The organism is Streptomyces botrytidirepellens (assembly GCF_003721215.1).
GTDB classification, from domain to species: domain Bacteria; phylum Actinomycetota; class Actinomycetes; order Streptomycetales; family Streptomycetaceae; genus Streptomyces; species Streptomyces himastatinicus.
In genome coordinates, this window is sequence record NZ_RIBZ01000098.1 from 18964 (window position 1) to 40816 (window position 21853).

The 21853-nt window shown below is 69.1% G+C and carries 14 protein-coding genes and 3 pseudogenes; 11 read left to right on the top strand and 6 right to left on the bottom strand.

The annotated features are described in order from the left end of the window. Nucleotides 1-3: 3 nt before the first annotated feature. On the bottom strand, nucleotides 4-621 hold the full coding sequence (locus EEJ42_RS07610) for a TetR/AcrR family transcriptional regulator (RefSeq protein WP_123099209.1): 618 nt from the start codon (nucleotides 619-621) through the stop codon (nucleotides 4-6). A gap of 187 nt (nucleotides 622-808) precedes the next feature. Between EEJ42_RS07610 and EEJ42_RS07615 the strand changes: the two genes are divergently transcribed. The 3 genes and pseudogenes from EEJ42_RS07615 (at nucleotide 809) to EEJ42_RS07625 (ending at nucleotide 4456) form a co-directional block, all read left to right on the top strand. Continuing rightward, a complete protein-coding gene (locus tag EEJ42_RS07615; protein WP_425472856.1) occupies nucleotides 809-2167 on the top strand; it encodes a flavin-containing monooxygenase in 1359 nt (452 codons plus the stop codon). Beyond that, nucleotides 2164-3039 carry an SDR family NAD(P)-dependent oxidoreductase gene (locus EEJ42_RS07620; protein WP_123099211.1) on the top strand — a complete coding sequence of 292 codons (876 nt, stop codon included), beginning with the start codon at nucleotides 2164-2166 and terminating at the stop codon, nucleotides 3037-3039. Before EEJ42_RS07615 ends, EEJ42_RS07620 begins: the two co-directional genes overlap by 4 nt. Continuing rightward, nucleotides 3036-4456: pseudogene (locus EEJ42_RS07625) on the top strand (aldehyde dehydrogenase family protein). The gene EEJ42_RS07620 and the pseudogene EEJ42_RS07625 overlap by 4 nt, the downstream one beginning before the upstream one ends. 6 nt (nucleotides 4457-4462) lie before the next feature. Here the strand turns inward: EEJ42_RS07625 and EEJ42_RS07630 are convergent. Next, nucleotides 4463-5530, bottom strand: a complete 1068-nt coding sequence (locus tag EEJ42_RS07630; protein WP_184502987.1) for an AraC family transcriptional regulator — start codon at nucleotides 5528-5530, stop codon at nucleotides 4463-4465. Nucleotides 5531-5787: 257 nt separating this feature from the next. Here EEJ42_RS07630 and EEJ42_RS54555 point away from each other — a divergent pair. Next, nucleotides 5788-5943: pseudogene (locus EEJ42_RS54555) on the top strand (TetR/AcrR family transcriptional regulator); the annotation flags it as partial. A gap of 341 nt (nucleotides 5944-6284) precedes the next feature. Here EEJ42_RS54555 and EEJ42_RS07650 read toward each other — a convergent pair. Further along, nucleotides 6285-7484: an MFS transporter gene (locus EEJ42_RS07650; protein ID WP_123099213.1), complete on the bottom strand. Its 1200-nt coding sequence runs from the start codon at nucleotides 7482-7484 to the stop codon at nucleotides 6285-6287. 170 nt (nucleotides 7485-7654) lie between these two features. Next, on the bottom strand, nucleotides 7655-10864 hold the full coding sequence (locus EEJ42_RS07655; RefSeq protein ID WP_123099214.1) for a bifunctional cytochrome P450/NADPH--P450 reductase: 3210 nt from the start codon (nucleotides 10862-10864) through the stop codon (nucleotides 7655-7657). A 352-nt stretch (nucleotides 10865-11216) separates the two neighbouring features. Between EEJ42_RS07655 and EEJ42_RS07665 the strand changes: the two are divergent. Further along, nucleotides 11217-11910: pseudogene (locus tag EEJ42_RS07665) on the top strand (integrase core domain-containing protein). Nucleotides 11911-11999: 89 nt separating this feature from the next. Here the strand turns inward: EEJ42_RS07665 and EEJ42_RS07670 are convergent. Next, nucleotides 12000-13313, bottom strand: coding sequence for a helix-turn-helix domain-containing protein (locus EEJ42_RS07670; RefSeq protein WP_123099216.1), 1314 nt, complete (start codon nucleotides 13311-13313; stop codon nucleotides 12000-12002). Nucleotides 13314-13385: 72 nt separating this feature from the next. After that, a complete protein-coding gene (locus tag EEJ42_RS07675) occupies nucleotides 13386-14624 on the bottom strand; it encodes a 4-hydroxybenzoate 3-monooxygenase (RefSeq protein WP_123099217.1) in 1239 nt (412 codons plus the stop codon). Between the two features lie 480 nt (nucleotides 14625-15104). Here EEJ42_RS07675 and EEJ42_RS07680 point away from each other — a divergent pair, with 480 nt between their 5' ends. The 6 genes from EEJ42_RS07680 to EEJ42_RS07705 all read left to right on the top strand — a co-directional run bounded on the left by EEJ42_RS07680 (nucleotide 15105) and on the right by EEJ42_RS07705 (nucleotide 21853). Continuing rightward, on the top strand, nucleotides 15105-15992 hold the full coding sequence (locus EEJ42_RS07680; protein ID WP_184502989.1) for a ParB/RepB/Spo0J family partition protein: 888 nt from the start codon (nucleotides 15105-15107) through the stop codon (nucleotides 15990-15992). Nucleotides 15993-16241: 249 nt separating this feature from the next. After that, nucleotides 16242-16685 carry a hypothetical protein gene (locus EEJ42_RS07685; RefSeq protein WP_148081884.1) on the top strand — a complete coding sequence of 148 codons (444 nt, stop codon included), beginning with the start codon at nucleotides 16242-16244 and terminating at the stop codon, nucleotides 16683-16685. Between the two features lie 31 nt (nucleotides 16686-16716). Further along, nucleotides 16717-17781, top strand: coding sequence for a GDP-mannose 4,6-dehydratase (gmd, locus tag EEJ42_RS07690; RefSeq protein ID WP_221179338.1), 1065 nt, complete (start codon nucleotides 16717-16719; stop codon nucleotides 17779-17781). A gap of 274 nt (nucleotides 17782-18055) precedes the next feature. Then, a complete protein-coding gene (locus EEJ42_RS07695; protein WP_221179336.1) occupies nucleotides 18056-18805 on the top strand; it encodes an FkbM family methyltransferase in 750 nt (249 codons plus the stop codon). Beyond that, nucleotides 18798-20537, top strand: coding sequence for an N-acyl-D-amino-acid deacylase family protein (locus EEJ42_RS07700; protein ID WP_123099222.1), 1740 nt, complete (start codon nucleotides 18798-18800; stop codon nucleotides 20535-20537). The genes EEJ42_RS07695 and EEJ42_RS07700 overlap by 8 nt, the downstream gene beginning before the upstream one ends. A gap of 80 nt (nucleotides 20538-20617) precedes the next feature. After that, nucleotides 20618-21853, top strand: coding sequence for an aspartate aminotransferase family protein (locus EEJ42_RS07705; protein WP_184502990.1), 1236 nt, complete (start codon nucleotides 20618-20620; stop codon nucleotides 21851-21853).

Here is a 21853-nt window from a genome sequence, read left to right on the forward strand (position 1 = left end):
AGGTCACGGCATCGACACCAGGTCCAGCCGGCCACTCGCCATGGCCACGACCGTCGAGACCAGGGCTTGCAATCCGGCCTGCTCGGCCTCCTGGTCGGGCAGCGAGAGGTGCTGCAAGGTGAGTCCGTCGAACCCGGCGAGGAAGAACCGGGCGATGGTCTTGGCCGGCTGGACGAGCTCATGGTCGGCGCGTTCAGCGGCCTCGGTGATCAGCTTGGTCGTCACGGCCGTCACCTCGCGGTAGTGGCTCTGGAGAGCCGCCTGAAGGCTGGGCGCGCGGAGCGCGAACATGGACAGCTCGGTGAGCAGCTGATAGCTGGTCGGCCGCTCACGCACGGTGCGCCACAGTGCGGCGGCCAGGGCGACGACCGTCTCCTCGAAACCGGCGTCCGTGGGCGCCCCGTGCTCGACCTGGGCGATCAGCTCCTGGGTGAGCTGTTCCATGACGGCCCGGTACAGGTCTTCTTTGGTGCCGAAGGTGTAGTGCACCGTCGCCTGTGCCACGCCGAGCTCGGCGGCGATGGCACGGGTGCTTCCGGCGGCGACGCCCTCCCTGGTCATGAGGTCGATGGCCGCTTTGATCAGCTGGGGGCGGCGCTCCGCCGCGGAAACGTGAGCCATAGGCACATCATACCGACCCAGTCTTTTGAGCAAGTCGGTCGATCAAGTCGATCCGCTGGACCGGGACGGCCGCCCGTTGGCCGCTGGGGTCCCCTCCGTGGCCGCACGGGTCAGTTCCCGCCGAGCGCCTGGTGCATAGGTTTCCGGCAACCACCTGCGAGACGTCAGGTAAAGGAAAGGAGGCGGGCTGGTGAGCGAGAACCGGTACGACGCATACGACACCTGTGTCATCGGAGCAGGCCCCGCCGGTCTGGCCGTCGCGAGGGCGCTGACGGAGCGGGACCTGCCGTACACGCACATCGAGCGGCACACCGGGCCGGGCGGGCTGTGGGACATCGACAATCCCGGCAGCCCGATGTACGAGTCTGCACACTTCATCTCCAGCAAGACCCTCTCCGGCTTCGGCGGCTACCCCATGCCGGACCACTTCGCGGACTATCCGCCGCACCGGCAGATCCTGTCCTACCTGACGTCGTTCGCCGAGGCGTACGGGCTGAGGGAGCGGATCGAGTTCGGCACCGAGGTCCGCGACGTCGAGAAGAACGCGGACGGCACCTGGACGGTGACCCGGACCGACGGGCGGGAGAGCATGCATCAGCAGGTCGTGGTGTGCACTGGCTCGCAGTGGAACCCCAACGTCCCGGATCTGCCAGGTGAGTTCACCGGTGAGGTGCGCCACACCGTCAGCTACCGAAGCAGTGACGAACTGCGCGGCAAGCGGGTGCTCGTGGTCGGTGCCGGGAACTCCGGTCTCGACATTGCCTGCGACGCGGCCCGTGCCGCCGACCGCGCGGCGATCAGCATGCGGCGCGGCTACTGGTTCATCCCCAAGCACCTGTTCGGACGCCCGGTGGATGCCATCGCGGCGGGCGGACCGCACCTGCCGATGTGGCTCCAGCAGAAGCTCTTCGGCACCCTGCTGCGCATCATCAACGGTGACCCGCGCAGGCTCGGCCTCCAGAAGCCCGACCACAAGCTGTTCGAGACCCACCCCGCGATCAACTCGATGCTGCTGCACCACCTCCAGCACGGCGACATCACGGCCAGGCCCGGCATCTCCCGTACCGAGGGCAGGACGGTCCACTTCACCGACGGCAGCAACGACGAATTCGACCTGGTCCTCCTGGCAACCGGATACGTGCACAAGGTGCCCACTGCCCAGAAGTACTTCGGCGACGAACAGCACCCCGACCTCTACCTGTCGTCGTTCTCCCGCGAACACGAGGGCCTGTTCGGCGTAGGTTTCGTGGAGACGAACTCCGGGGCCTACAAACTCTTCGACAGCCAGGCCCAGTTGATTGCCTCCTTCGTCCAGGACACCCGGGGCGGGCTCCCGACGGCCGAGCGGTTCGCCCGCATGATCCGCAGCGACCGGCCCGACCTGACCGGCGGGCTGAGGTTCGTCGACTCGCCGCGCCACACCGGATACGTCCACAGCGAGGCCATCGTGAAGTACCTCGCCAAGGTCGCCGCCGAAATGGGCTGGCGTGCGGAGGGCCGTCCGCCGCGGGTGACGTCCGTGCGGCGCGAGGCGGTGGCGTCGTGACGTACGACTTCCGCGACAAGGTCATCGTGGTGACCGGCGGCGCGGGCGGCATCGGAAGCGCGATGTGCCGCAGGTTCGCCGGCGGCGGTGCCCGGCTCGTCGTGGTCGACATCGACGAGGTGCGCGCCGAGCGCACCGCCTCCGAACTCCCCGGAACCGGTCATATCTACCTGAGCTGCGACCTGCTGGACCGCGCCGCAGTGGAACGGGTGCTGGATTCCATCGCCGCGACCCACGGCCGTATCGACGTCCTGGTCAACAACGTCGGAATGACCAGCGCCGAACGCTTCGACGTCCGCAGCGTCGAGAGCATCGAGCGGGAGATCGACCTCAATCTGCTCTCCCCGCTGGTCGCCACCCGCCTCGCCATTCCACTGCTGCGAGCCTCCGGAGATCCGCGCGTGATCACCGCGGTGTCCCTCGGCGGGATCTTCCCGCTGGGCGAGACCCCCATCTACACCGCGTCGAAGTTCGGACTGCGCGGTGCCATGCTCGCCATCGGGCTGGATCTCAGGGGCAAGGGGATCAAGGCCGGTTCGGTGCTGCCGTCGGCGACCGACACCCGGATGCTCCAACAGGAGGCCGTGGACGGCGGAAACTCCATGCAGTTCCAGGACCAGCCGCAGCAGCCGGCCGACGTCGTCCGCGCCGTCGTCAGCCTGCTGGACAGGCCCCGGCTGGAGGCGTATGTCCGACCGGGCGAGTCGCGACTGGTCCGGTTCGCGATGCTGGCGCCGAACCTGCTGCCCAGGCTCTTCCCGCTGTTCCGGAAGCGTGGTGAGCGGGGCATGGCCCGCTATCTGGAGGACCTGCGGCGCAGGGGACTGGCCCATCAGGTCGGCGGCCAGTGGGAACTGGTGGAGGAATCATGACGGGGACGGACCCGAAGGACGAGCTCGACATCGTCAACCCCGCGTCAGGCGAGCTGATCACGACGGTCACCGCCGTCGGCGCGCACGAGGTCGCAAGGGCGGCCGAGCGGGCACACGTCGTCTTCGAGAGCGGCGTCTGGTCCGGGCGGCCCCCGCGCGAGCGCGCGACGGTACTGCTCCGCCTCGCTGACCTCATGGAGCGCGACGCCGAACTCCTGGCCCGGCTGGACAGCGAGGACGCGGGCAAGCCGATCACCGAGTGCCGTACCGGCGACGTACCCGGGGCGATCGAGTCGATCCGCTGGTTCGCCGAGGCGGCCGACAAGGTCTTCGGGCGCGTCGCCTCCACCGGACACGACAGCCTGGGGCTGGTCAGCCGCGAACCCGTCGGCGTTGCCGCGGCGATCCTGCCCTGGAACTACCCCCTGGCCATGGCCGCCTGGAAGGTCGGCCCGGCGCTCGCCGTGGGCAACAGCCTGCTGCTCAAGCCGGCCGAGGCGACCCCGCGCTCCACCCTTCACCTCGCTGGCCTGGCGGCGGAGGCGGGCCTCCCGGACCACGTGCTGACGGTGCTGCCCGGCCACGGTTCCGTCACCGGAGCGGCCCTCGCCCGCGACGCCTTTGTCCGCGCGCTGTCGTTCACCGGATCACCCACCACCGGACGCGGCATCCTCGCCGATGCGGCGGAGACCAACTTCAAGCGGGTCTCCCTGGAGATGGGGGGCAAGAGTCCCCAGGTGCTGATGCCGGACGCGCTCTCGTACGGCGACGAACTGACGAGAACATGATCGAGGCCGCGTTCCTGACCATGGGCCAGAACTGCACGGCCGGCTCCCGGATCCTGGTCCACCAAGACATCGCCGACGAGGTCCTCGCCCGGTTCACGGCGGCGGCGAAGGCGCTGGTCATCGGGGACCCGGCCAAGCCGGAGACGCAGATCGGCCCGCTGATCAGCCGCGTGGCCAGGGACCGGGTCGCGGCGGCGGTGGAGGAGGCCCGAGCCGCCGGTGCCGGGATCCACACGGGCGGGCTGCCCAGGGGCCTGCATCCGCAGGGCGCCTACTGCCCGCCGACCGTCGTCACCGGAGCCCCCGAGAACAGCAAGGTCCTGACGCAGGAGCTGTTCGGCCCGGTCGTCACCATCCAGACCTTCACCTCCGAGGACGAGGCCGTGGGGCTGGCGAACGCCTCCGAGTACGGTCTCGCCGCCTCCGTCTGGACCCGTGACCTCGACGCGGCCTTCCACCTGGCCCGCCGCATCCAGGCGGGCGTGGTCTCGGTCAACGCCTACAGCGAGGGCGACATCACCACCCCCTTCGGCGGCTGGAAGCGGTCCGGCTTCGGCGGCGCGGAGAAGTCGACGAACGCCTTCGAGCAGTGGACCAGGGAGAAGACAGTCTGGATCCGCACACGCTGACGGCGTTCAACTGCCGACGCGCCCCGCCCGCGCACGCAGCTGGCGGGGCGCCACGCCGTGCCAGCGACGCACCGCCCGTCGGAGCGCCCGTACGTCGGAGAAACCCGCCTGCCGGGCGATGTCACGCATCGTCGCCTCGCTTCGGTACAGCAGCTGTTCGACCCGCTCGCGCCTCACTCCGTCGACGACGGCCTCGTACGTCGTACCGCACTCGGCCAGACGACGGCGCAGCGTGCGCTCGCTGGAGGCGTGACGGCGGGCCTGCTCGACGACCGAGGGCACGTCGGGCAAGCTCTGCGCGATCGAGATCTCCAGCACCTCCAGGAGGTCCTGCTGGTCGCGGCGCGACGCCATCGCCTGCTCCAGCACCTCAACAGTGGCGGCGTACGTGACGGGATCCCGGCCCGGCATCGGGCGCCGGGCCCACACCATCGGGAACACCATGCGGTTCTCGTCCGCGGCGAACCTCACCGCGCAGCGGAACAGCTCGGTGAACGGATGCATGTCGGGCGGCGCGGGGAAGGCGAACTCGACGCTCTGCGGTGCGAATTCGACGCCGGCACTCAGGCGTGTCAGCGTGACGACGCTGGCGAACGCCTCCTCGGCGAGGAAGACCGCGACCGTCGGATCGAGCGCGGGGTCGGGCAAGTCGGCGCGCAGCACATAGCCGGTCTCCTCCTCGTCGGCCGACCAGACCACCATGGCCCCGGACAGGTTCTGGAAGCGCACACCTGTCTCGACAGCGTCCCGCAGGGTCTCGGCGGCCAACTGCGCGAAGCCGAGCAACCCCCAAGCGGTCAGGTGCTGGGCCGCACCCACCCGCAGGCCCAGGTGCGCGTCACCCGTGAGCTCCACAGCACGGCGGATGACGGCGCTGCCCTGCCGGTAGGAGACGCGCAGCCCGGCGGAGCGCATCACCGTCTCGTCCAGTCCGACGCGGCTCAGCTCCGAGTCGAGGTCGACGCCGTACCCATCCGCGACGAGCGCGAGGTAGCGGAGGATGTTCGGCGGGATGGTGGCCGAGGTACTGCGACTGGTGCCCGGAGGGTTGTCCGGAAAGGGGTGGCGGGGCATGGGCATTCCTTGTCACCAGGGCATTGCTCGTCGCACCAACAGTAGACGGGGTCCGCCGTCGGACAGCGAACCCCGAGACGACGCGGCAGAGTGTGTGGGACGCCACGGCCCCGTTCGGTTACGCGCCGTAAGCCGCCGCGAGGACACTGCGGGACGGGCAAGCCTGCACCGGGCGCGGCACCGGCGCCAGCCGGTCGCCGCCCGCGCCCACCGCGGCCGAACGCCGCCCCCAACTGGTCAAAGCGGCCATCGACCTCATGACCAGGGAGGGCGTCGCAGCCGGAAGCACGCGCGCCATCGCTGCCGAGCTGGGCGTCGCACAGGCCACCGTGCACTACACGTTCGGCACGAAGGAGGAGCTCTACCGCGCCGTCATGGAGCAGCTCACCGAGGACCTGGTCGCCCAGGTCGAGGCGACGGACTGACCTTGCAGCACCTGTCACTGCCCGACGACGCGGCCGAACACACCGCCCTCCAAACCCTGGTCTCCGCCGTCGTGGCCCTGGCGGGTGGCCGACTGGACCTCGTGACCGTACCTACGGCCTGACCAGGCTGGCGGGCCACCACCCGCACCGGGACACCAGCGCGGGGATCCGGGATCGGAGGCGAGTTCAGCATCGCAGGGCCCCCGAAGGGCCGGGTGGTGACCAGCGCCCGCCGACGGCCACGGCATCCGACCAGGCGTCGTTGGCGGGCGGCGAGGTAGGTGTCCTTGGTGCGCAGGCGACGAGCGCTGCCTGGCCGAGCACGCCTCTCAACCCGCGTCGGCAGCGGGCGACGGAGCCGAGTGCCGCTCGGCGGAGGCGCCTTCACCTGCCACCGTCATACTGAGCAGAGGCAGAGAGGCGAGGAAAGTGCCGAGGGCCAGAAAGATGCTGAGTACGCCGGCTCCCGCTGCGTCCAGGATGGCGCCGACGGCCAGTGGCCCGACGCCGGTGCCCAGCGCGCCCGCGCCACTGAGGGACGCGACCAGGCGTCCTGTCGGGTCGATGAGCGCGGCGGCAGCCAGCATCTGTACCAGGACGGCCAGTTGGCAGGCCTGCCAGACCACGGCTGCGGCGATGAAGAACACGGCTTCGTGGGTGGATATCAGGACGGCCATCGCGAGGGCCTGTGCTGTGACGAACGCAGCCATCGACCGCATGCGCCCGAAGCGGCGTGCGGCTGCGGGGCCGACGACCGCGCCGACGAGTGCCACGACGCTCGAGACCGCGAGGACCGCCGACACGACCGAGTCCGACATGGCGGTGTGCTGACGTCCCAGCACCGATGCGTACGACCATGCCCCCTGGGTGACTGCCCACAAGAGCGCGGTTCCGGCCAGCAGGATCACCGAAGGGCGGGCCGCGACGCCTTTGCCCTCCACGCCGTCGGAGGCGCCATCGGAGGCTGGAGGGCCGTCCGGAAGCCGGAGCACGAGAGGCCAGGCAGCCATGCAGCACAACGCCATGAGTACGAACCCGGTGCCCTCCCCCACATTGTGGTTGGCTGCGGGCACCGCCATGATCAGCAGCGCCGTCACCGCGACCGTCCCCGAGATGGTGACCGCGGACGCCTTGTCCGCGTCGTCGGTGGCGGCGAGCGCCGCCGTGGCCGCGGCGTAGACCGCACCGAGTCCTGCTCCCAGGACCAGGTTCGCCAGGATCAGGGTGGCCGCGTCGGGCGCTGCCGCCGCGGCCAGGAAGCCGACTCCCGCGGAGGCGAGGCCGAGGCGGGTCAGCCGCACACGGCCCGGCCGCGCGGCGCGCTTGGCCAGCAGCAGGGTCACGACGGCGGTCGCCAGCAGCTGGGTCGCGGCGACGAGTCCGGCGCCGGAGTTCGACATGGCGAAGCGCGAGGCGAAGTCGTCGACGAAGACGGGCATCACATTCGCGCCGCCGTTGCCGAGCGTCACGCCGGCGATGAGCGCCACCGCGACACCGAAGGTGAGAACGGTGCCGCCGCGCGCGTTCACCGGACGCTCCGGTGCAACGAGTAGGGGAAGAGCGCGGATCCTCGGCGGACCGCCGAGCGTGCGACAAGCATGGGAACCTCACGTGTAGGGAGAGCGGGTGGCGTTCGGAGCGGGGGGACGGGGCACGGGCGCTGCGGACGCCCGTGCCCCGTGGCGGGGATCCGGTGTGTTCAGCCGGCCCAGACGTCCTCGACGTAGATGCCGGACTCGATCAGGGCGGCGAGCCAGGTGGTGGCCTCCTCGTCGTCCGCGCCCGTGTACTTGCGGTAGACGGCCATGAACGCCTCGCGCACGGCGGGGGCCATGCGGCGACCGTCGCCGCAGATGTAGACGCGTCCGCCGGCCTCCAGCGCGGCCCAGACCTCGTCGCTCTCCTTTGCGATGCGGTCCTGGACGAAGCGGGCGCCGGCCTCGGGCTCGCGGGCGAAGGTGGGGCGCATGCTGACGGCTCCGGCCGCCTCGGCCGCCGCGAATTCCTCGCGGTGGAGGTAGTCGACGTCGGGGTGGTCGCAGCCGAAGTAGCACAGCAGCGTCCCGGTCGCTCCCGAGTGCTTGCGGTCGAGGACGGCTCCGCGGAAGGGGGCCAGGCCGGTGCCCGCGCTGATCAGGATGACGGGGACGGACGGGTCCTGGGGCAGCCGGAACGACTCGCTGCACGGAAGCACCCTGGCCTGGACGGTGTCCCCGGCCCGAACGGTCTGGATGTAGTGCGAGGCGATGCCCTGGAAGGTCCCTTCGCCCCCGCGGTGGGGTGCTGCCAGCAGCGAGATCATCAGGTCCACCTCGCCCGGAGACGCCTGCGCGGAGGAGGAGATCGAGTAGTGACGCGGGCGCAGCACGGGGAGCAGTTCGAGGAAGCGCTCGAACGGCAACTCGCAGGCGTGGTAGCGCTCCAGCAGGTCCAGGACGCTCCGCCCGGCGACCGTCACCTGCTCACGGAAGGCCTCTGCATCCGCCGCCGCCAGCTCGGCCAGGGGGCGCTTCTCCGGCGGGCAGGCCGTGTGCTCGGCGAGCACCGCGACCTGCTCCTGGGTCGCCGCGTCCTGCAGTTCGACGAAGTCGGTCAGCAGCCGGCGCAGGGTCAGCGGGCGGTCGACGGGCAGCGCGCCCCGGCTCCGGCGGCGGGCGCGCAGCCGGACGGTGCGGTCCAGGTCCAGGCCGAACCGGTCGGCGACCCGCTGGACCAGGGCGTCGGGATTGCGCGGGAGTACCGCCAGGTGGTCGCCGGTCCGGTAGGTGACGCCGTCGGGCAGCCGCAGCCGCACGAAGCGCTTGGAGCGGCCGAGCGGGTGGTCCATGTCGACCAGTTCGTACGCGTCGAGCACCTCCATCGGCTGGACGCCGTGGCGTGCCGCGAGCTCGCCGATGACCGAGTCGGTCGTGTCCTGCAGCTCGTACAGCCCCGCGTCCTGGTCGGTCTCCGTCTCCACCGCGGCCGCCTCCACCTCGGCTCCGTACCGGTCGAGGAGGGCGGTCCACAGGTCACCGGTCCACCGGTCGACGGTGCCGCCGAAGTCCCCGGAGGCGTCGGCGGCACCGCGCTCCAGAAGGCGTACGGCGCCCGCGGCGGTGAGCTTCTCGTCGATGAGGGTGGGGACGCGCTGGTAGGTGGCGGCCCAGTTGCGGTCTCCGACGCCGAGTACGGCGTACTGGACTCCGTCGAGCGAGCCGGGCTCAAGTCCCTCCAGCCAGGCGACGAACTCCCCCGCGTCGTCGGTCGGCCTGCCGTTGTAGGAGGCGGCCACGATCACCACGGGTCCGGCGTCGGGCGTCAGCTTGCCCACCGCTTCGTTGAGGGGCGTGACGGTCCCGGTGAATCCGCGTTCGCCGCCGTCCTCGGCCAGATCCCGGGCGATGCCCGCGCAGGTCCCCAGGTTGGAGCCGTGCAGGAGGGTCAGTGCGGTGCCGGTGACGCGCCGGGCCGCGGGCCGCTCCAGGGCCGCGGGTACGCCGCTCACGGCGGCGGGACGGCGACGCTCCGCGGCGGTCCGCCGGGCCAGGTCCAGTGTGAACTCATCGGGCTTGAGGGTGAGCGACTGCTTGATCTTCAGTTGGTAGTTGGTGTGGTCGATCAGCCGGTAGCGGTGGATCAACAGCGCGAGGACCAGGGTCGCCTCGTGCAGCGCGAACTGGCGGCCGATGCAGGCGCGTTCGCCGTTGCCGAACGGCTTGAACAAGTGGACGGGGCGTGCGTCCTCCCGCTCGGGCAGGAACCGGTCGGGGTCGAACAGCTCGACGTTCTCGCCCCAGGCCGGGTCCCGGTGCAGCTGCGGAATGAGCACCAGCAGCGACTCGCCCTTGCGCACGGCGTACTTTCCGCCGATGACCGTGTCCTCCAGCGGCTCCACCGCGTAGACGGGCGCCGTGGGCCACAGCCGCAGGCCCTCGTTGAGCACCTGGCGGATGTACGTCAGCTTCCCGATGTCCGCGTAGTCCGGTTCGGGCGCGTCCGTGTCGCCCCACAGCGCGTCGACCTCCGCCTGGGCACGGGCCAGGACCTCGGGGTGCTTGGTCAGGTAGTACAGAGCGAAGGACAGCGCCCCGCTGGTGGTCTCGTGCCCGGCGATGAGGAACGTGATCGCCTGGTGACGGATGTTCACGTCGTCAAGCGGTTCGCCCGTCACGGCGTCGCGGGTGTGCAGCATCCGCCCGAGCAGGTCGTCGGTGCTCTGGTCGCCGGAAGCCCTGCGCTGCCGGATCACGTCGTCGACCAGGCCCTGCATCAGGGTCACGTCGCCGCGGAACTGTTCGGCCTGCCGCCACTTGAAGATCTCCGTACCGGGGATCGACTCCCCCTTCTCCTGGGCGAAGCCGAGCGCCCGGGACAGCGAGGTGACGAAGGGGTGCGCCTCTTCGCGGCCGAACGACTCGAAGTCGAAGCCGAAGCCGCACAGGCCGATCGTGTCGAAGGTGAGCCGTGTCATGTCGGCGGCGACGTCCACGGGCTCCGTGCCTGCCGCCCGGTCCCACTTCCCTATCAGCTCCCGGGCGACCTTGAGCATCGTCGCGTGGTACCCGCGCATCGCACCGAGCGAGAACGCCGGCATGAGGATGTCGTGCGCCTTCCGCCAGTTCGGCTCGTCGTTGAAGGCCGTGAACAGCCCGTCTCCGCCGATCGCCCGGAGGACGACGAGGTCCGGGTGGACGTTCTTGCGGAAGCGGGTCTCGTCGGCGAGTTCGGTGACGAGGTCCAGGCCGGAGATGAAGTTGATGTCGTTGCCGAAGATCCGGAGCCTGAAGAGCGGCCCCAGCTCCTTGGCCTCTTTCATCACATGGAGCAGGCCGTCGGCACCGCTGGGGACGCTGAACGCGTGGCCGACCAGCGGGAGGGCCGGACGCTGAGGGATCGGCTCGATTCCACGCGGGGACGTCTTGGTCATGAGTTTGCCTTCCATGCCGCACCGGCTGTCGCTTGCAATCAACGTACCTACGACATTGTCACCTGACAATGTCAGTAGACTGTGTTGCATGACACGGTCACTCGACGGAACCACGGAGCTGAATTGCTCGGTTACCTGTCACACCAGGGACGTTGCTCCGCTGGCATCGGCGTCTCGTTACACGCAGGTGGGACTACAGCGAGTGCCGGACCAGGCCGGGCCGTGCGCGTGCCGAAAATGTCGTCCGCCCTGGTGGGAGGGGGTGTGCGCGGCGCGCCGGAGGTCGACCGGCGAGGTCACCGAAACAGGCGCTCTCGCGAGGCTGGTGCTCACCGCGGCAAGATGATCGACCGTGCTGCTGCGACTGGCTTACCTCGGCGTGGTAAACGCGTTCGCGATGCTTCGCCTGCTGCCAATGACCGACCGGGACAAGGACGCGGCCCTGCGCCACCAGATCACCGTGCTGGAACGCCAACTAGGCAAGGACAAGATCCGGTTCACGCCCAGCGATCGAGCGTACCTGGCGGCGCTGTTGCACCGGCTGCCACTGCACGTCCTGCGACAGTTACGGCTGCTCGTACGCCCCGACACGGTGCTGCGTTGGCACCGGAACCTCGTCGCACACCGCCATGCCGCCTCCTGCCGCCCCAAACGCCCAGGACGACCGCGCACCCACCTGGGGGGTAACGCAAGCGACGGGAAGTTTCCCCGACCTCTTCGATGCCGTCCTCAAGGACGCCGGGATCAAAGTCGTCCTCAGCGGCATCCAGCTGCCAAGGATGAACTCGATCATGGAAAGGTGGATACAGACCTGTCCCCGCGAGCTCCTGGACCAGACGTTGATCTGGAACCAGCGACACCTCCTCCACACCCTGCGCGAGTTCGAGCAGTTCTACAACAGGCACCGACCACACCAGGGCATCGCCAACGCCAGACCGCTACACCCTTGCCCCCGCCGATCGACGACCCGGGCACGTTAGCCCCCTCGACATACGTCGGCGCGATCGCCTCGGCGGCATCTGCATGAATATCAACATGCGGCGTGACCTGCACGGAGTGAGGTCTCCGGCAAGGGCACGGTCACGCCCCGTGGCACTTCATCGCGCCTCCGCCAGAGGNCACGCCCCGTGGCACTTCATCGCGCCTCCGCCAGAGGCTCGGGCCCACCGCCATTGGCGCTGGCACAGTCCCGGCAGCCGGAACAGCTGGACCGCCTCGATTCGGCCCGCCCGCGCTGCTCCGGCAACGTCCCCTGAATGGCCTGCATTTCGTCGTCACCGGCACACAGCAGGGCGAGGCGGCCGGTGTCCACCTTGAGGTAGCGATTGAAGTCGGCGATGCTCAGGCGGGGGTGAGCGGCCAACCACACGGCCGCGATGCGCAGGGCAAGCGGCACGGAGCCGCACCGCATAGCCACACCGGCCAGTGCCGTGGGCTCCGCGTCGGCCCGCTGATCGCCGATCACGGACCGGAGCAGGTCCACTGCGTCCGGGGTCGCCAGCGGGCTGAGCGTAAGGCGCGTCGCCTGCGCGGGCGAGACCAGCAGTCCGCTCAGTTGCTGGCGGCTGGTCACCACCACCGCGCAGCCATCGGATCCGGGTAACAGCGGCCGGACCTGTGCCGAGGCCATGGCGTTGTCCAGCACGACTAGGACCGACCGACCCGACAACAGGGAGCGGTACATCGCAGCCCGCTCCTGCTGGTCGTCGGGTATACGGTCCGAGTGGACACCCAGTGCCCGCAGGAAACTTCCCAGGACGTCCCCCGGTTCCAACGGGCGTTCGTCACCGCACAGATTGGCGAACAGGGTCCCATCAGGGAACCGGTGCGCAACGGCGTGGGCACACCGCAGGGCAAGGGCCGTCTTGCCAGCCCCCGGCATGCCGTCGACGCACACCACGGGCACCCCGCCCGGGGCGCCGGACCGCCCCAGCAGCAACCGCTCCAGGCGCGCCATCGCGCGGGTACGGCCGTGCAGGCGGCGCGGGGCGGCGGGGAGTTGGGCCAGGGGCAATCTGTCGTCCCGGCTCCTGGCCGCCGTGGCACACGCGTGCTCGGTCAGTGCGCCCCGGGTGTCCAGGACCTGATCGCACACCTGGGCCAGTTGTATGCTCATCGGCTTTCTGCCATTTTCGACCTTGGACAGGTGGCCCTTGTTGTAATGCGTCAGTTCGGCCAGTCTCAGCAAGGACAGACCGGCTTCCTTTCGGAGCCGTTGCAATAGCCGACCAGTACCCGCCGTGGCACCTGTCACGTCCGACACGATTCCCCTCTGTCCATCATGAGCGGCGCCCCGGTCACGTTCCTGGGCGCACGCAGACCGCCAGGACTCAGCGTGTTCACACCCGCGCAATGGCCCGGATTCGCTGTGTCTCGCCGGTCGGTCATCCGGCTCAGCGGCCACCCAGGTCAGATCGCGCGCCCTAGGAATGATCCTCCGATCACCCATGGCCTACAACCAGACAAATCGGATCCTCGTTAATTCAAGTCTGCACTTATTCCGGCTTCGAACGGAGCCGCTTCACCGACCGTAAATCTCTGGCCATGACACGGGTTCCTGTAGCGGACGCCGCGGCTCGGGCCAGCCGGTGTAGCCCTCAGCGAGATAGGCGGATCCCGCGCTGGAGCCGACCACCGCCGCCAATTCGCCGAGCTGGCGGCGCACGTCGAAGTCCGTGGAGCCGGGCAGGCGGTGCAGCATCGTCGTCATCCAGTACGAGAAGTGCTGGGCCCGCCAGACGCGCCGCAGCGCTCTGGGTCCGTACTCGTCGAGGACTCCGAAGTCCCGCTTGCCGAGGGCGGTTTCCACCACTTCGGCGAGCACCCGAGCATCGGCCAGGGCAAGATTGAGACCCTTGGCGCCCGTGGGCGGAACAGTGTGCGCAGCGTCCCCGGCCAGCAGCATGGCGCCGTAGCGCATCGGCTCGCACACGAAGCTGCGGAATCGCAGGACGGAGCGGTCGGTCACCGGCCCCTCATGAAGGCTGAATCCATCCGCGCCGCTCACCCGTGCCTGAAGCTCCGCCCAGATCCGGTCGTCGGACCAGGCCGCCGCGTCCTCGTCCGGGTCGCACTGGAAGTACATGCGCTGCAACGACTCGGTGCGCTGGCTGATGAGCGCGAACCCCCGCTCGGAATGGGTGTAGACGAGTTCGGCCGCACTGCGCGGCGCTTCGACGAGCACACCGAACCAGGCGAACGGGTAGGTGCGGAAAAAGTGCCTGCGCGCCGCCTCAGGCACCGCGGACCGGCACACGCCGTGCGCCCCGTCCGCACCCACCAGGATGTCGCAGCGCACCTCCCACACCACACCGTCGGCATCGGTGAACAAGATCCCCGGCTTCGTGGAGGCCAGGTCCACCACCCGCGTCCCCGAGACGCCGAAGTGAACGCGCCCGCCGTCCCGCTCGCGGGCGTCCGCGAGGTCGGCGAACACGTCCGTCTGGGGATAGAGGCACACGCTCTCCCCTACCAGTCCCTGGAAGTCCACGCGGTGGCTCTCACCGCCGAAGCGCAGCTCGATGCCGGCGTGGGGATGACCGTCGCGGCGTACCCGATCGGACACCCCGGCGCCGGTCAGCAGGCGCACGCTGTCGGCCTCCAGGATGCCCGCGCGGTTCGTGGCCTCGATCTCGGCCCGGGTACGGTGGTCGACCACCACCGAGTCGATCCCCGCGCGGGCCAGCAGGTGCGAGAGCATGAGGCCCGCGGGCCCCGCGCCGACGACGCCGACGGTGGTCCGAGTGAGGACTTGGGGCATGGTTCGTCCCTTCTTGTTCGATGGCCGGTACGGAAGAACGGGCTCGGCCACCGCGAAGGCGTGGCCGTCGCGCAACGGACGGCGGTTCGGATCGCACGGTGCGGCGATGAGGGGGAGCCGCCAGGTGCCGCCACCGCATGCCTCCCCCCCATAGGAGAGTAGAACAGGAACGGCGATTTCCGCCGCCCGTGAGGCGGACCCGGGAAGTGGTAGTCATGGCCTGCGGGTTGCCTGCTGTGCGGACAACCAGGCAACCACTTGCACATCGTGTGCGAGCTCGCAAAGGTTGGTGTCGGAGAACGGGTCGGGCAGAAGCGCGGGAAAACGAATCGCCTTTTCTGCGACCGGCGCCGGGATGGTGCGAGCAGAGAATGAGACCACACCACCCTCTGGGGGATCATGTCGACCGTTCCTGACCCATCGCATGAGGACCTAGCCGATCACTTCCTTCCACTCCAGCGGTACATCAGTGACCAATGTGTGCTGCTGCCCATCGACTCCCTGCTGCCCGCGGACTCGCCTCGCCTCGACGGCGAGAACACGAAACATGTGCGAGCCATTGCAGAACTGGACGACGAACTCCAACCGATCATCGTGCACAAGGGATCCATGCGCGTGATCGACGGCATGCATCGTCTGCGGGCCAGGGCCGAGCGCGGTGACACCACCATCCGGGCCCGCTACTTCTCCGGAAGTGAAGGCGAAGCGTTTCTGTTCGCCGTGCAGTCGAACACGAAGCACGGGCTTCCCCTCACCCGCGAGGACCGCAGGGCCGCCGCGGAGAGAATCATCAGGACCTTTCCGGCGATGTCGGACCGGGCTCTGTCAAAATTCACCGGACTGGCGCAACAGACGGTCGCCAGGATTCGGCAGCAGCTTCCACCATGCAGGTCCATGCAGTCCCGGATCGGGGTGGACGGACGGGCGAGGCCGGTGAACCCCAAGGAGAACCGGAGGATCGCCGAGGAATTCCTCAAAGAGAACCCGCACGCCTCGTTGCGCCAGATCGCACGAGCGGCGAACATCTCGCCGTCGACCGCCCAGGACGTGCGGCGCCGCACCATTCGTCAGCACGGTTCCGGGGAACCCGTTGCACGGCGGCTGACGGCCGGCTCGCCGGGTAACGGCCAGGTGCCTGACCCGGGACTGCTGCACGACCTGGCGCTTCTGGCCCGCGACCCGTCCGTGCGGCACACCGAGGCGGGCCGCATGCTGGTTCAGTGGCTGCGCCTGACCATGGTGGTCGGTACGAACCACACGATAGTGGCGAACAGTGTCCCCGAGCACTGCGCCGAAATCGCCGCACGGGCCATGAGAGTGTGCACGACCCATCTGGAGGAGTTCGTCAGGAAGCTCGAACAGCGGTGAGACCGGGTATCCGGGTGGCCCTTCTGCCGGTGTCCAACTGCACAAGGTTGTGCAATCGAACGCTGATTGACCCATCACTTCCGGAACTCGCCCCGAGCAAGCATCCAGAAATGAGACCACCCGTCAGGAGTCCGAATGCGCCGGTCCGCCGCAGCCCGGGACGGTCATGACATGACAGATCGGCTGAAACAATTCTCCTTGGCTCCACCCCAAACGAGGATGCTCGTGTGCGCGGACGGATCGACCACTGTGCTGCTCGACGCCCTGATCGGCGAGCCGGTCAGCGTGCAGGTCGACCATCAGCGGCGGGTTCCCGCCGCGCGCATCCGGCACATCGGGTGCCACATCCTGGGAGCCTCCCCCGACGCCCTGGTGATCGACCGCCAGTCGAGCATCCTCACCTCGGGCAAGGACGTCATCAGCGTAAACCGGGTCGTGATCGCCGGACGGGACAGCCAAAAACTGATACCACCGCTCGAACAACCGCTGGGTCCCTACCTGAAAACGGCGGGATTCACACTGACACGGGAACCGATCGCCGTGTCACGGGACATCTGGCCGCTGGACAGCGCCGCGCCCGAATGTGTGAGCAAGAAATACATCATCAACTGCGGTAGCGCCGGGCGGGTGTACGTCCACGAGATGTTCAACCCTGGTTTCGTACCCCTGAGAAGGGACGGTTCATCAGTATGACCTCTGGAATCCACACGCTAGTGCTGAGCGAATCCCCGTGAGGCGGGCACTGATCACGGGGATTACGGGACAGGACGGTTCCTACCTGGCCGACCTGCTGCTGGACAAGGGATACGAAGTCCATGGCATCGTCCGCCGCAGCTCAACCTTCAATACCCGGCGGCTGGACCACATCTACCGCGACCCGCACGATGTGGGTCGGCGTCTGATCCTCCACTACGGCGACGTCAGCGATGCCAGCCGACTGGTGACGCTACTGGCGCACATCCGGCCGGACGAGGTCTACCACTTGGCCGCACAGTCCCATGTCCGGGTGAGCTTCGATGAACCGGAGAACACCGGTGACATCACGGGGATGGGCACCACCCGGCTACTCGAGGCCATCCGCATGTCCACGATGGACATCCGCTACTACCAGGCGTCGTCCTCGGAGATGTTCGGCGCCGCGCCGCCGCCGCAGAACGAGCGGACCGCCTTCCACCCCCGCAGCCCCTACGGCGCCGCCAAAATCTACAGCTACTGGATGACGCGCAACTACCGGGACGCGTACGGAATGTTCACCGTCAACGGCATCCTGTTCAACCACGAATCGCCCCGGCGTGGCGAGACGTTCGTGACCCGCAAGATCGCCCGTGCGGCGGCGCGCATCAAGGCCGGTTTCGAGAAGCACGTCTTCCTGGGCAACCTCGACGCCGTCCGCGACTGGGGGTACGCCCCGGAGTACGTCGAAGGCATGTGGCGCATGATGCAGCTCGACCAGCCGGACGACTATGTGCTGGCCACGGGAATCGGCTCCACCGTGCGGGAGTTCGCCGACCACTGTTTCTCCCACGTCGGCCTCGACTGGCGCGAGCATGTGCGGTACGACGATGTCTATCTGCGTCCGGCGGAGGTGGACACCCTGGTGGGAGACGCCGGGAAGGCCCGCGAAGCCTTCGGCTGGACCGCACGGACATCGGTGTACCGCTTGGCCCAGATCATGGTGGATGCGGAACTCGCGCGGCTCGGAACGGACGGCCGGGAAACCTGGAGCGCGAGCCCCTTCAGCGACTCTCGAACGCCTGTCGAGCACTCCGGACGGGTGCTCCCCCGCTGAGGCTCCCTCGCCCCGGCCACGACCGTCACCAGCCCGGCCCCATTCCCTTTGCGGCCCCGCACCCCCGGGAGCAGGTTGTGCCATGACCAGAAGTGACCGTACCGCTTGGCGGTCAGCGCTCGACCGTCGCTCCCACACGGCTGGGTTCCGAGGGCTTGCGCAGCGCCTGCGCCACCCGATCAGAACGTCGTACCCGAGCACGCGTGCACTTCGGGCGCGTCGGCACCGTGGTGAGGGCCGCCCCTCGACCGCGAAGACCTTTTGGGGTCAGCGAATGTCGATCGCGCTGCCGGAAGAGGTGTCGGTGTCCATCCACCGCTACGGTTTCGTGGACTACGACCTGACCGCTTTCCTCCTCTCCCACCTGCGTCCCGGCTCGACGGTGGTCGACGTCGGCGCCCACATCGGCTACTACACGATGCTGGCGAGCGCGCTGGTCGGGCCCGGTGGGAAGGTGAGGTCGTTCGAGCCGACGCCCTCCACGCTCGCTGTCCTGCGGACGAACGTCGATCGCCTGCCCAACGCCTCGGTCGTGCCCGCAGCGGTCTGGTCGAAGAAGGAAGAACTCGTCTTCCATGACCACGGACTCGGATACAGCGCCTACAACTCAGCCTTCCAGGCGCGCCTGCCCGATGTCGTAAGGGAGCGGATCCCGTCCGAGCCGTTCACCGTGGACGCGGTCAGCCTGGATGAACACGTGCGCGCCGAAGGCATCGACGTCGACTTCGTGAAGATCGATGCCGAGAGCGCGGAGGCGCACGTCCTGGAGGGGATGCGCGACCTGCTGGCCCGCCGACGACCGGTGATCTCGCTGGAGGTCGGCGATCTCGACGTGGCCGGTGCGCCATCGAGCCGCGAACTGGTGGACACGCTGATGACCGCAGGTTATGAGCCGTGGGAACTGCGGCGCGGCGCACCGGTGCCACACCGGCCGCGAACCCGCTACGCCTATCAGAACCTGCTCTTCGCACCGACGGGGCAGTGGCACGCATACGACACGAGGAGGCCGGACCACCATGCATGATCTGATCATTCGAAACGGCTCGCTGTGCGATGGGTCCGGCATTCCCGCGCGCACCGGCGACGTCGCGGTCGACCACGGCGTGATCACCAGGGTGGGGCGGGTACCCGGACGGGGCCGGACCGAGATCGACGCCGGTGGCCACCTCGTCACCCCCGGATTCGTGGACATCCACACCCACTTCGACGGCCAGGTCAGCTGGGACCCCCAGCTCACCCCGAGCTGCTGGCACGGGGTCACATCGGTGGTGATGGGCAACTGTGGGGTCGGCTTCGCGCCGGCCCAGCCGGACCGCCACGACTGGCTCATCGGCCTCATGGAGGGGGTCGAGGACATCCCCGGCGCGTCGCTGTCCGAGGGCATCACCTGGGAGTGGGAGACCTTCCCCGAGTACCTCGACGTCGTTGAGCGCCTGCCGAGGGTGATGGACGTCGCCGCGCAGGTACCGCACGGTGCGCTGCGCGCGTATGTGATGGGCGACCGGGGCGCCGCCAACGAGCCGCCGACCGAGGACGACCTGCGGCGGATGTGCGCGCTCGTCCGTCAGGGGCTGGAGGCGGGCGCCATCGGGTTCTCCACCTCCCGCACCGTCACCCATCTCGCCATCACCGGCGATCCGGTACCCGGCACCTTCGCCGCCGAGGACGAGCTGTTCGCGCTCGGCGGTGTGCTCGGTGAGGTCGGCACCGGCGTGTTCCAGCTCGTGCCGTTGGGGGCGGGCGGCGAGAAGGTGGACGACCCGCTGGGTGAGATCAAGTGGATGCGCAGGCTGTCGGCTGCGGTCGGTCGGCCGATCACCTTCGGGCTGTTCCAGAACGACAACGACCCGGACGGGTGGCGCGAGCTGCTCCAAGTCGCCGAGGACGCGGTGGCAAGCGGCGCGGATCTGCACCCCCAGGTGGCGGGCCGACCCTTCAGCATCATCATCAGCCTGGACTCCACGCACCCGTTCCGCAGGCGGCCGTCCTACAAGAGGATCGCCCATCTGCCCGCGGCCGAGCGCCGCGGGGCGATGCGTGATCCGGCGTTGCGGGAGAAGATCCTGGGCGAGGCCCCGGATGACGCCGACCCCCGCTCGTCGCTGTTCCCCCAGGGCTACGAGCGCCACTTCCCGATGAAGGCGAACCAGCCCGACTACGAGCCCCCGGCCGACGAGTCGTTCGACGCCGTCGCGCGGCGCACCGGGCAGGACCCGGAAACACTGATCTACGACTTCCTCACCTCCGAGGACACCAGCGGGATGATCTACCGTCCGCTGCTCGGCTACTCGGAGTACACCCTCGATCCGATCCGCGAGATGCTGCTGCATCCGCAGGCGGTGCTGGGGCTCAGCGACGCCGGGGCGCACTGTCGGCTCATCTGCGACGCCAGCACGCCGACATCGATGCTGACGCACTGGGTGCGCGACCGCAGTCGGGGGGCCCGGCTACCGCTGGAGTTCGTCATCAAGAAGCAGACCTGGGAGCCCGCGCAGCTGTACGGGCTGCGCGACCGCGGGCTGCTGCGCCCCGGGTACCGGGCGGACATCAACATCATCGACCTCGACCGGCTCAGCCTGCGCTCCCCGGAGTTCGTACACGACCTGCCCGCGGGCGGCGGCCGCCTGATCCAGAAGGCGGACGGCTACGTGGCGACGGTGGTGGCCGGCGAGATCACCTTCCGCGAGGGCGAGGCAACCGGCGCACTGCCCGGCAAGCTCGTCCGCGGGGCCCGGTCCGGGCCGGTCGTCCTGTGACCGCGGGGCGGCCCGCCGCACCGGCGGGGCGTGCGAACCAGGTGAACAGAGGACGTCAAGCTGTAGAGGGGGACCATGCCGTGACCGACCGTACCGGAGCGCTGCGGCTCGACAATTCCATGAAGTTGCTCGCCCGCGGCCGGCTCGTCGACGCGACGCTGTCAGAGAAGGACTACGTCATCGAGCGGGACCGGCTGGTGGAGGGGGCCTATCCCGTCTACGGCGAGCGGGCCCGGGGCGCCCGCATCTGGGATGCCGACGGCAACGAGTACCTCGATTACATCCTGGCCTACGGCACGATCATCCTCGGCCACGCGGATCCGGCCGTGACGAAAGCCGCGCAGCAGGAAATCGAAGAGGGCTTCTCGATCACGCTTCGCAAGCGGACGCACATCGAGCTCGCCGAGCGCCTTGTACGAGTCATCCCGGGCGCGGAGCGGGTGTTCCTCCTCAAGACCGGGTCAGACGCCACCAGTGCGGCGGTGCGGCTGGCCCGGGCGTACACCGGCCGCGACCGGGTGGTGCGCTGGGGCTACAACGGGTGGCACGACTGGGCCGCCCAGCGGCCGGGCGGGATCCCCAACACGGTGCGAACCCAGGTCGACACCTTCCGGTACAACGACCTCGACAACCTGCGGGAGGTCTTCCGGCGGCATGCCGGGCAGGTGGCCTGTCTGCTGCTGATGCCGTTCGAACTGGACAGTCCCGAACCCGGTTTCCTGCAAGGCGCCATCGATCTGGCCCATGAGCAAGGGGCCCTGGTTGTCTTCGACGAGATGCGCTCCGGGTTCCGGGTGGCCCTGGGTGGCGCGCAGGAGCTGTACGGCGTGCGGGCCGACCTCGCGACGTTCAGCAAGGCGATGGCCAACGGCTGGGCGGTCTCGGCGCTGACCGGCCGGGCCGACGTGATGGCCATGGTCGGGCAGACACACATCTCGTCCACCTTCTACTCCAACACCGTGTCGATGGCGGCGGCGGTAGCGACGATCGACCAACTGGCCGACGGGACCGTACTGGACAGGGTCCGCCGGCTCGGCGTCCGGCTACAGAGCGGCCTGACCGAGCTCGTAGGGCGGCACGGCGTCCCGGCCCGGGTGCACGGTGTGCCACAGATGCCGTTCCTGGGTTTCACCCACCCCGACCCGGGCCGATCACGGGCGATGCAGGACTCGTTCTTCGCGGAAACCACCCGCCGGGGCGTGTTGCTGCACCCGACACATCACTGGTTCATCTGCGCTGCCACCACCGACACCGACCTCGACCACACCCTGGCGGCGTGCGACGCGGCGTTCGAGGTCGCGGCGAAGGTGGCGTAA

Excerpts from the sequence above, each read along its gene's own strand:
- EEJ42_RS07670 (WP_123099216.1), bottom strand. The coding sequence starts at position 13,313 with ATGGGTGATCGGAGGATCATTCCTAGGGCGCGCGATCTGACCTGGGTG.
- EEJ42_RS07695 (WP_221179336.1), top strand. The coding sequence starts at position 18,056 with ATGTCGATCGCGCTGCCGGAAGAGGTGTCGGTGTCCATCCACCGCTAC.
- EEJ42_RS07655 (WP_123099214.1), bottom strand. The coding sequence starts at position 10,864 with ATGACCAAGACGTCCCCGCGTGGAATCGAGCCGATCCCTCAGCGTCCG.
- EEJ42_RS07610 (WP_123099209.1), bottom strand. The coding sequence starts at position 621 with ATGGCTCACGTTTCCGCGGCGGAGCGCCGCCCCCAGCTGATCAAAGCG.
- EEJ42_RS07630 (WP_184502987.1), bottom strand. The coding sequence starts at position 5,530 with ATGCCCCGCCACCCCTTTCCGGACAACCCTCCGGGCACCAGTCGCAGT.
- EEJ42_RS07700 (WP_123099222.1), top strand. The coding sequence starts at position 18,798 with ATGCATGATCTGATCATTCGAAACGGCTCGCTGTGCGATGGGTCCGGC.
- EEJ42_RS07675 (WP_123099217.1), bottom strand. The coding sequence starts at position 14,624 with ATGCCCCAAGTCCTCACTCGGACCACCGTCGGCGTCGTCGGCGCGGGG.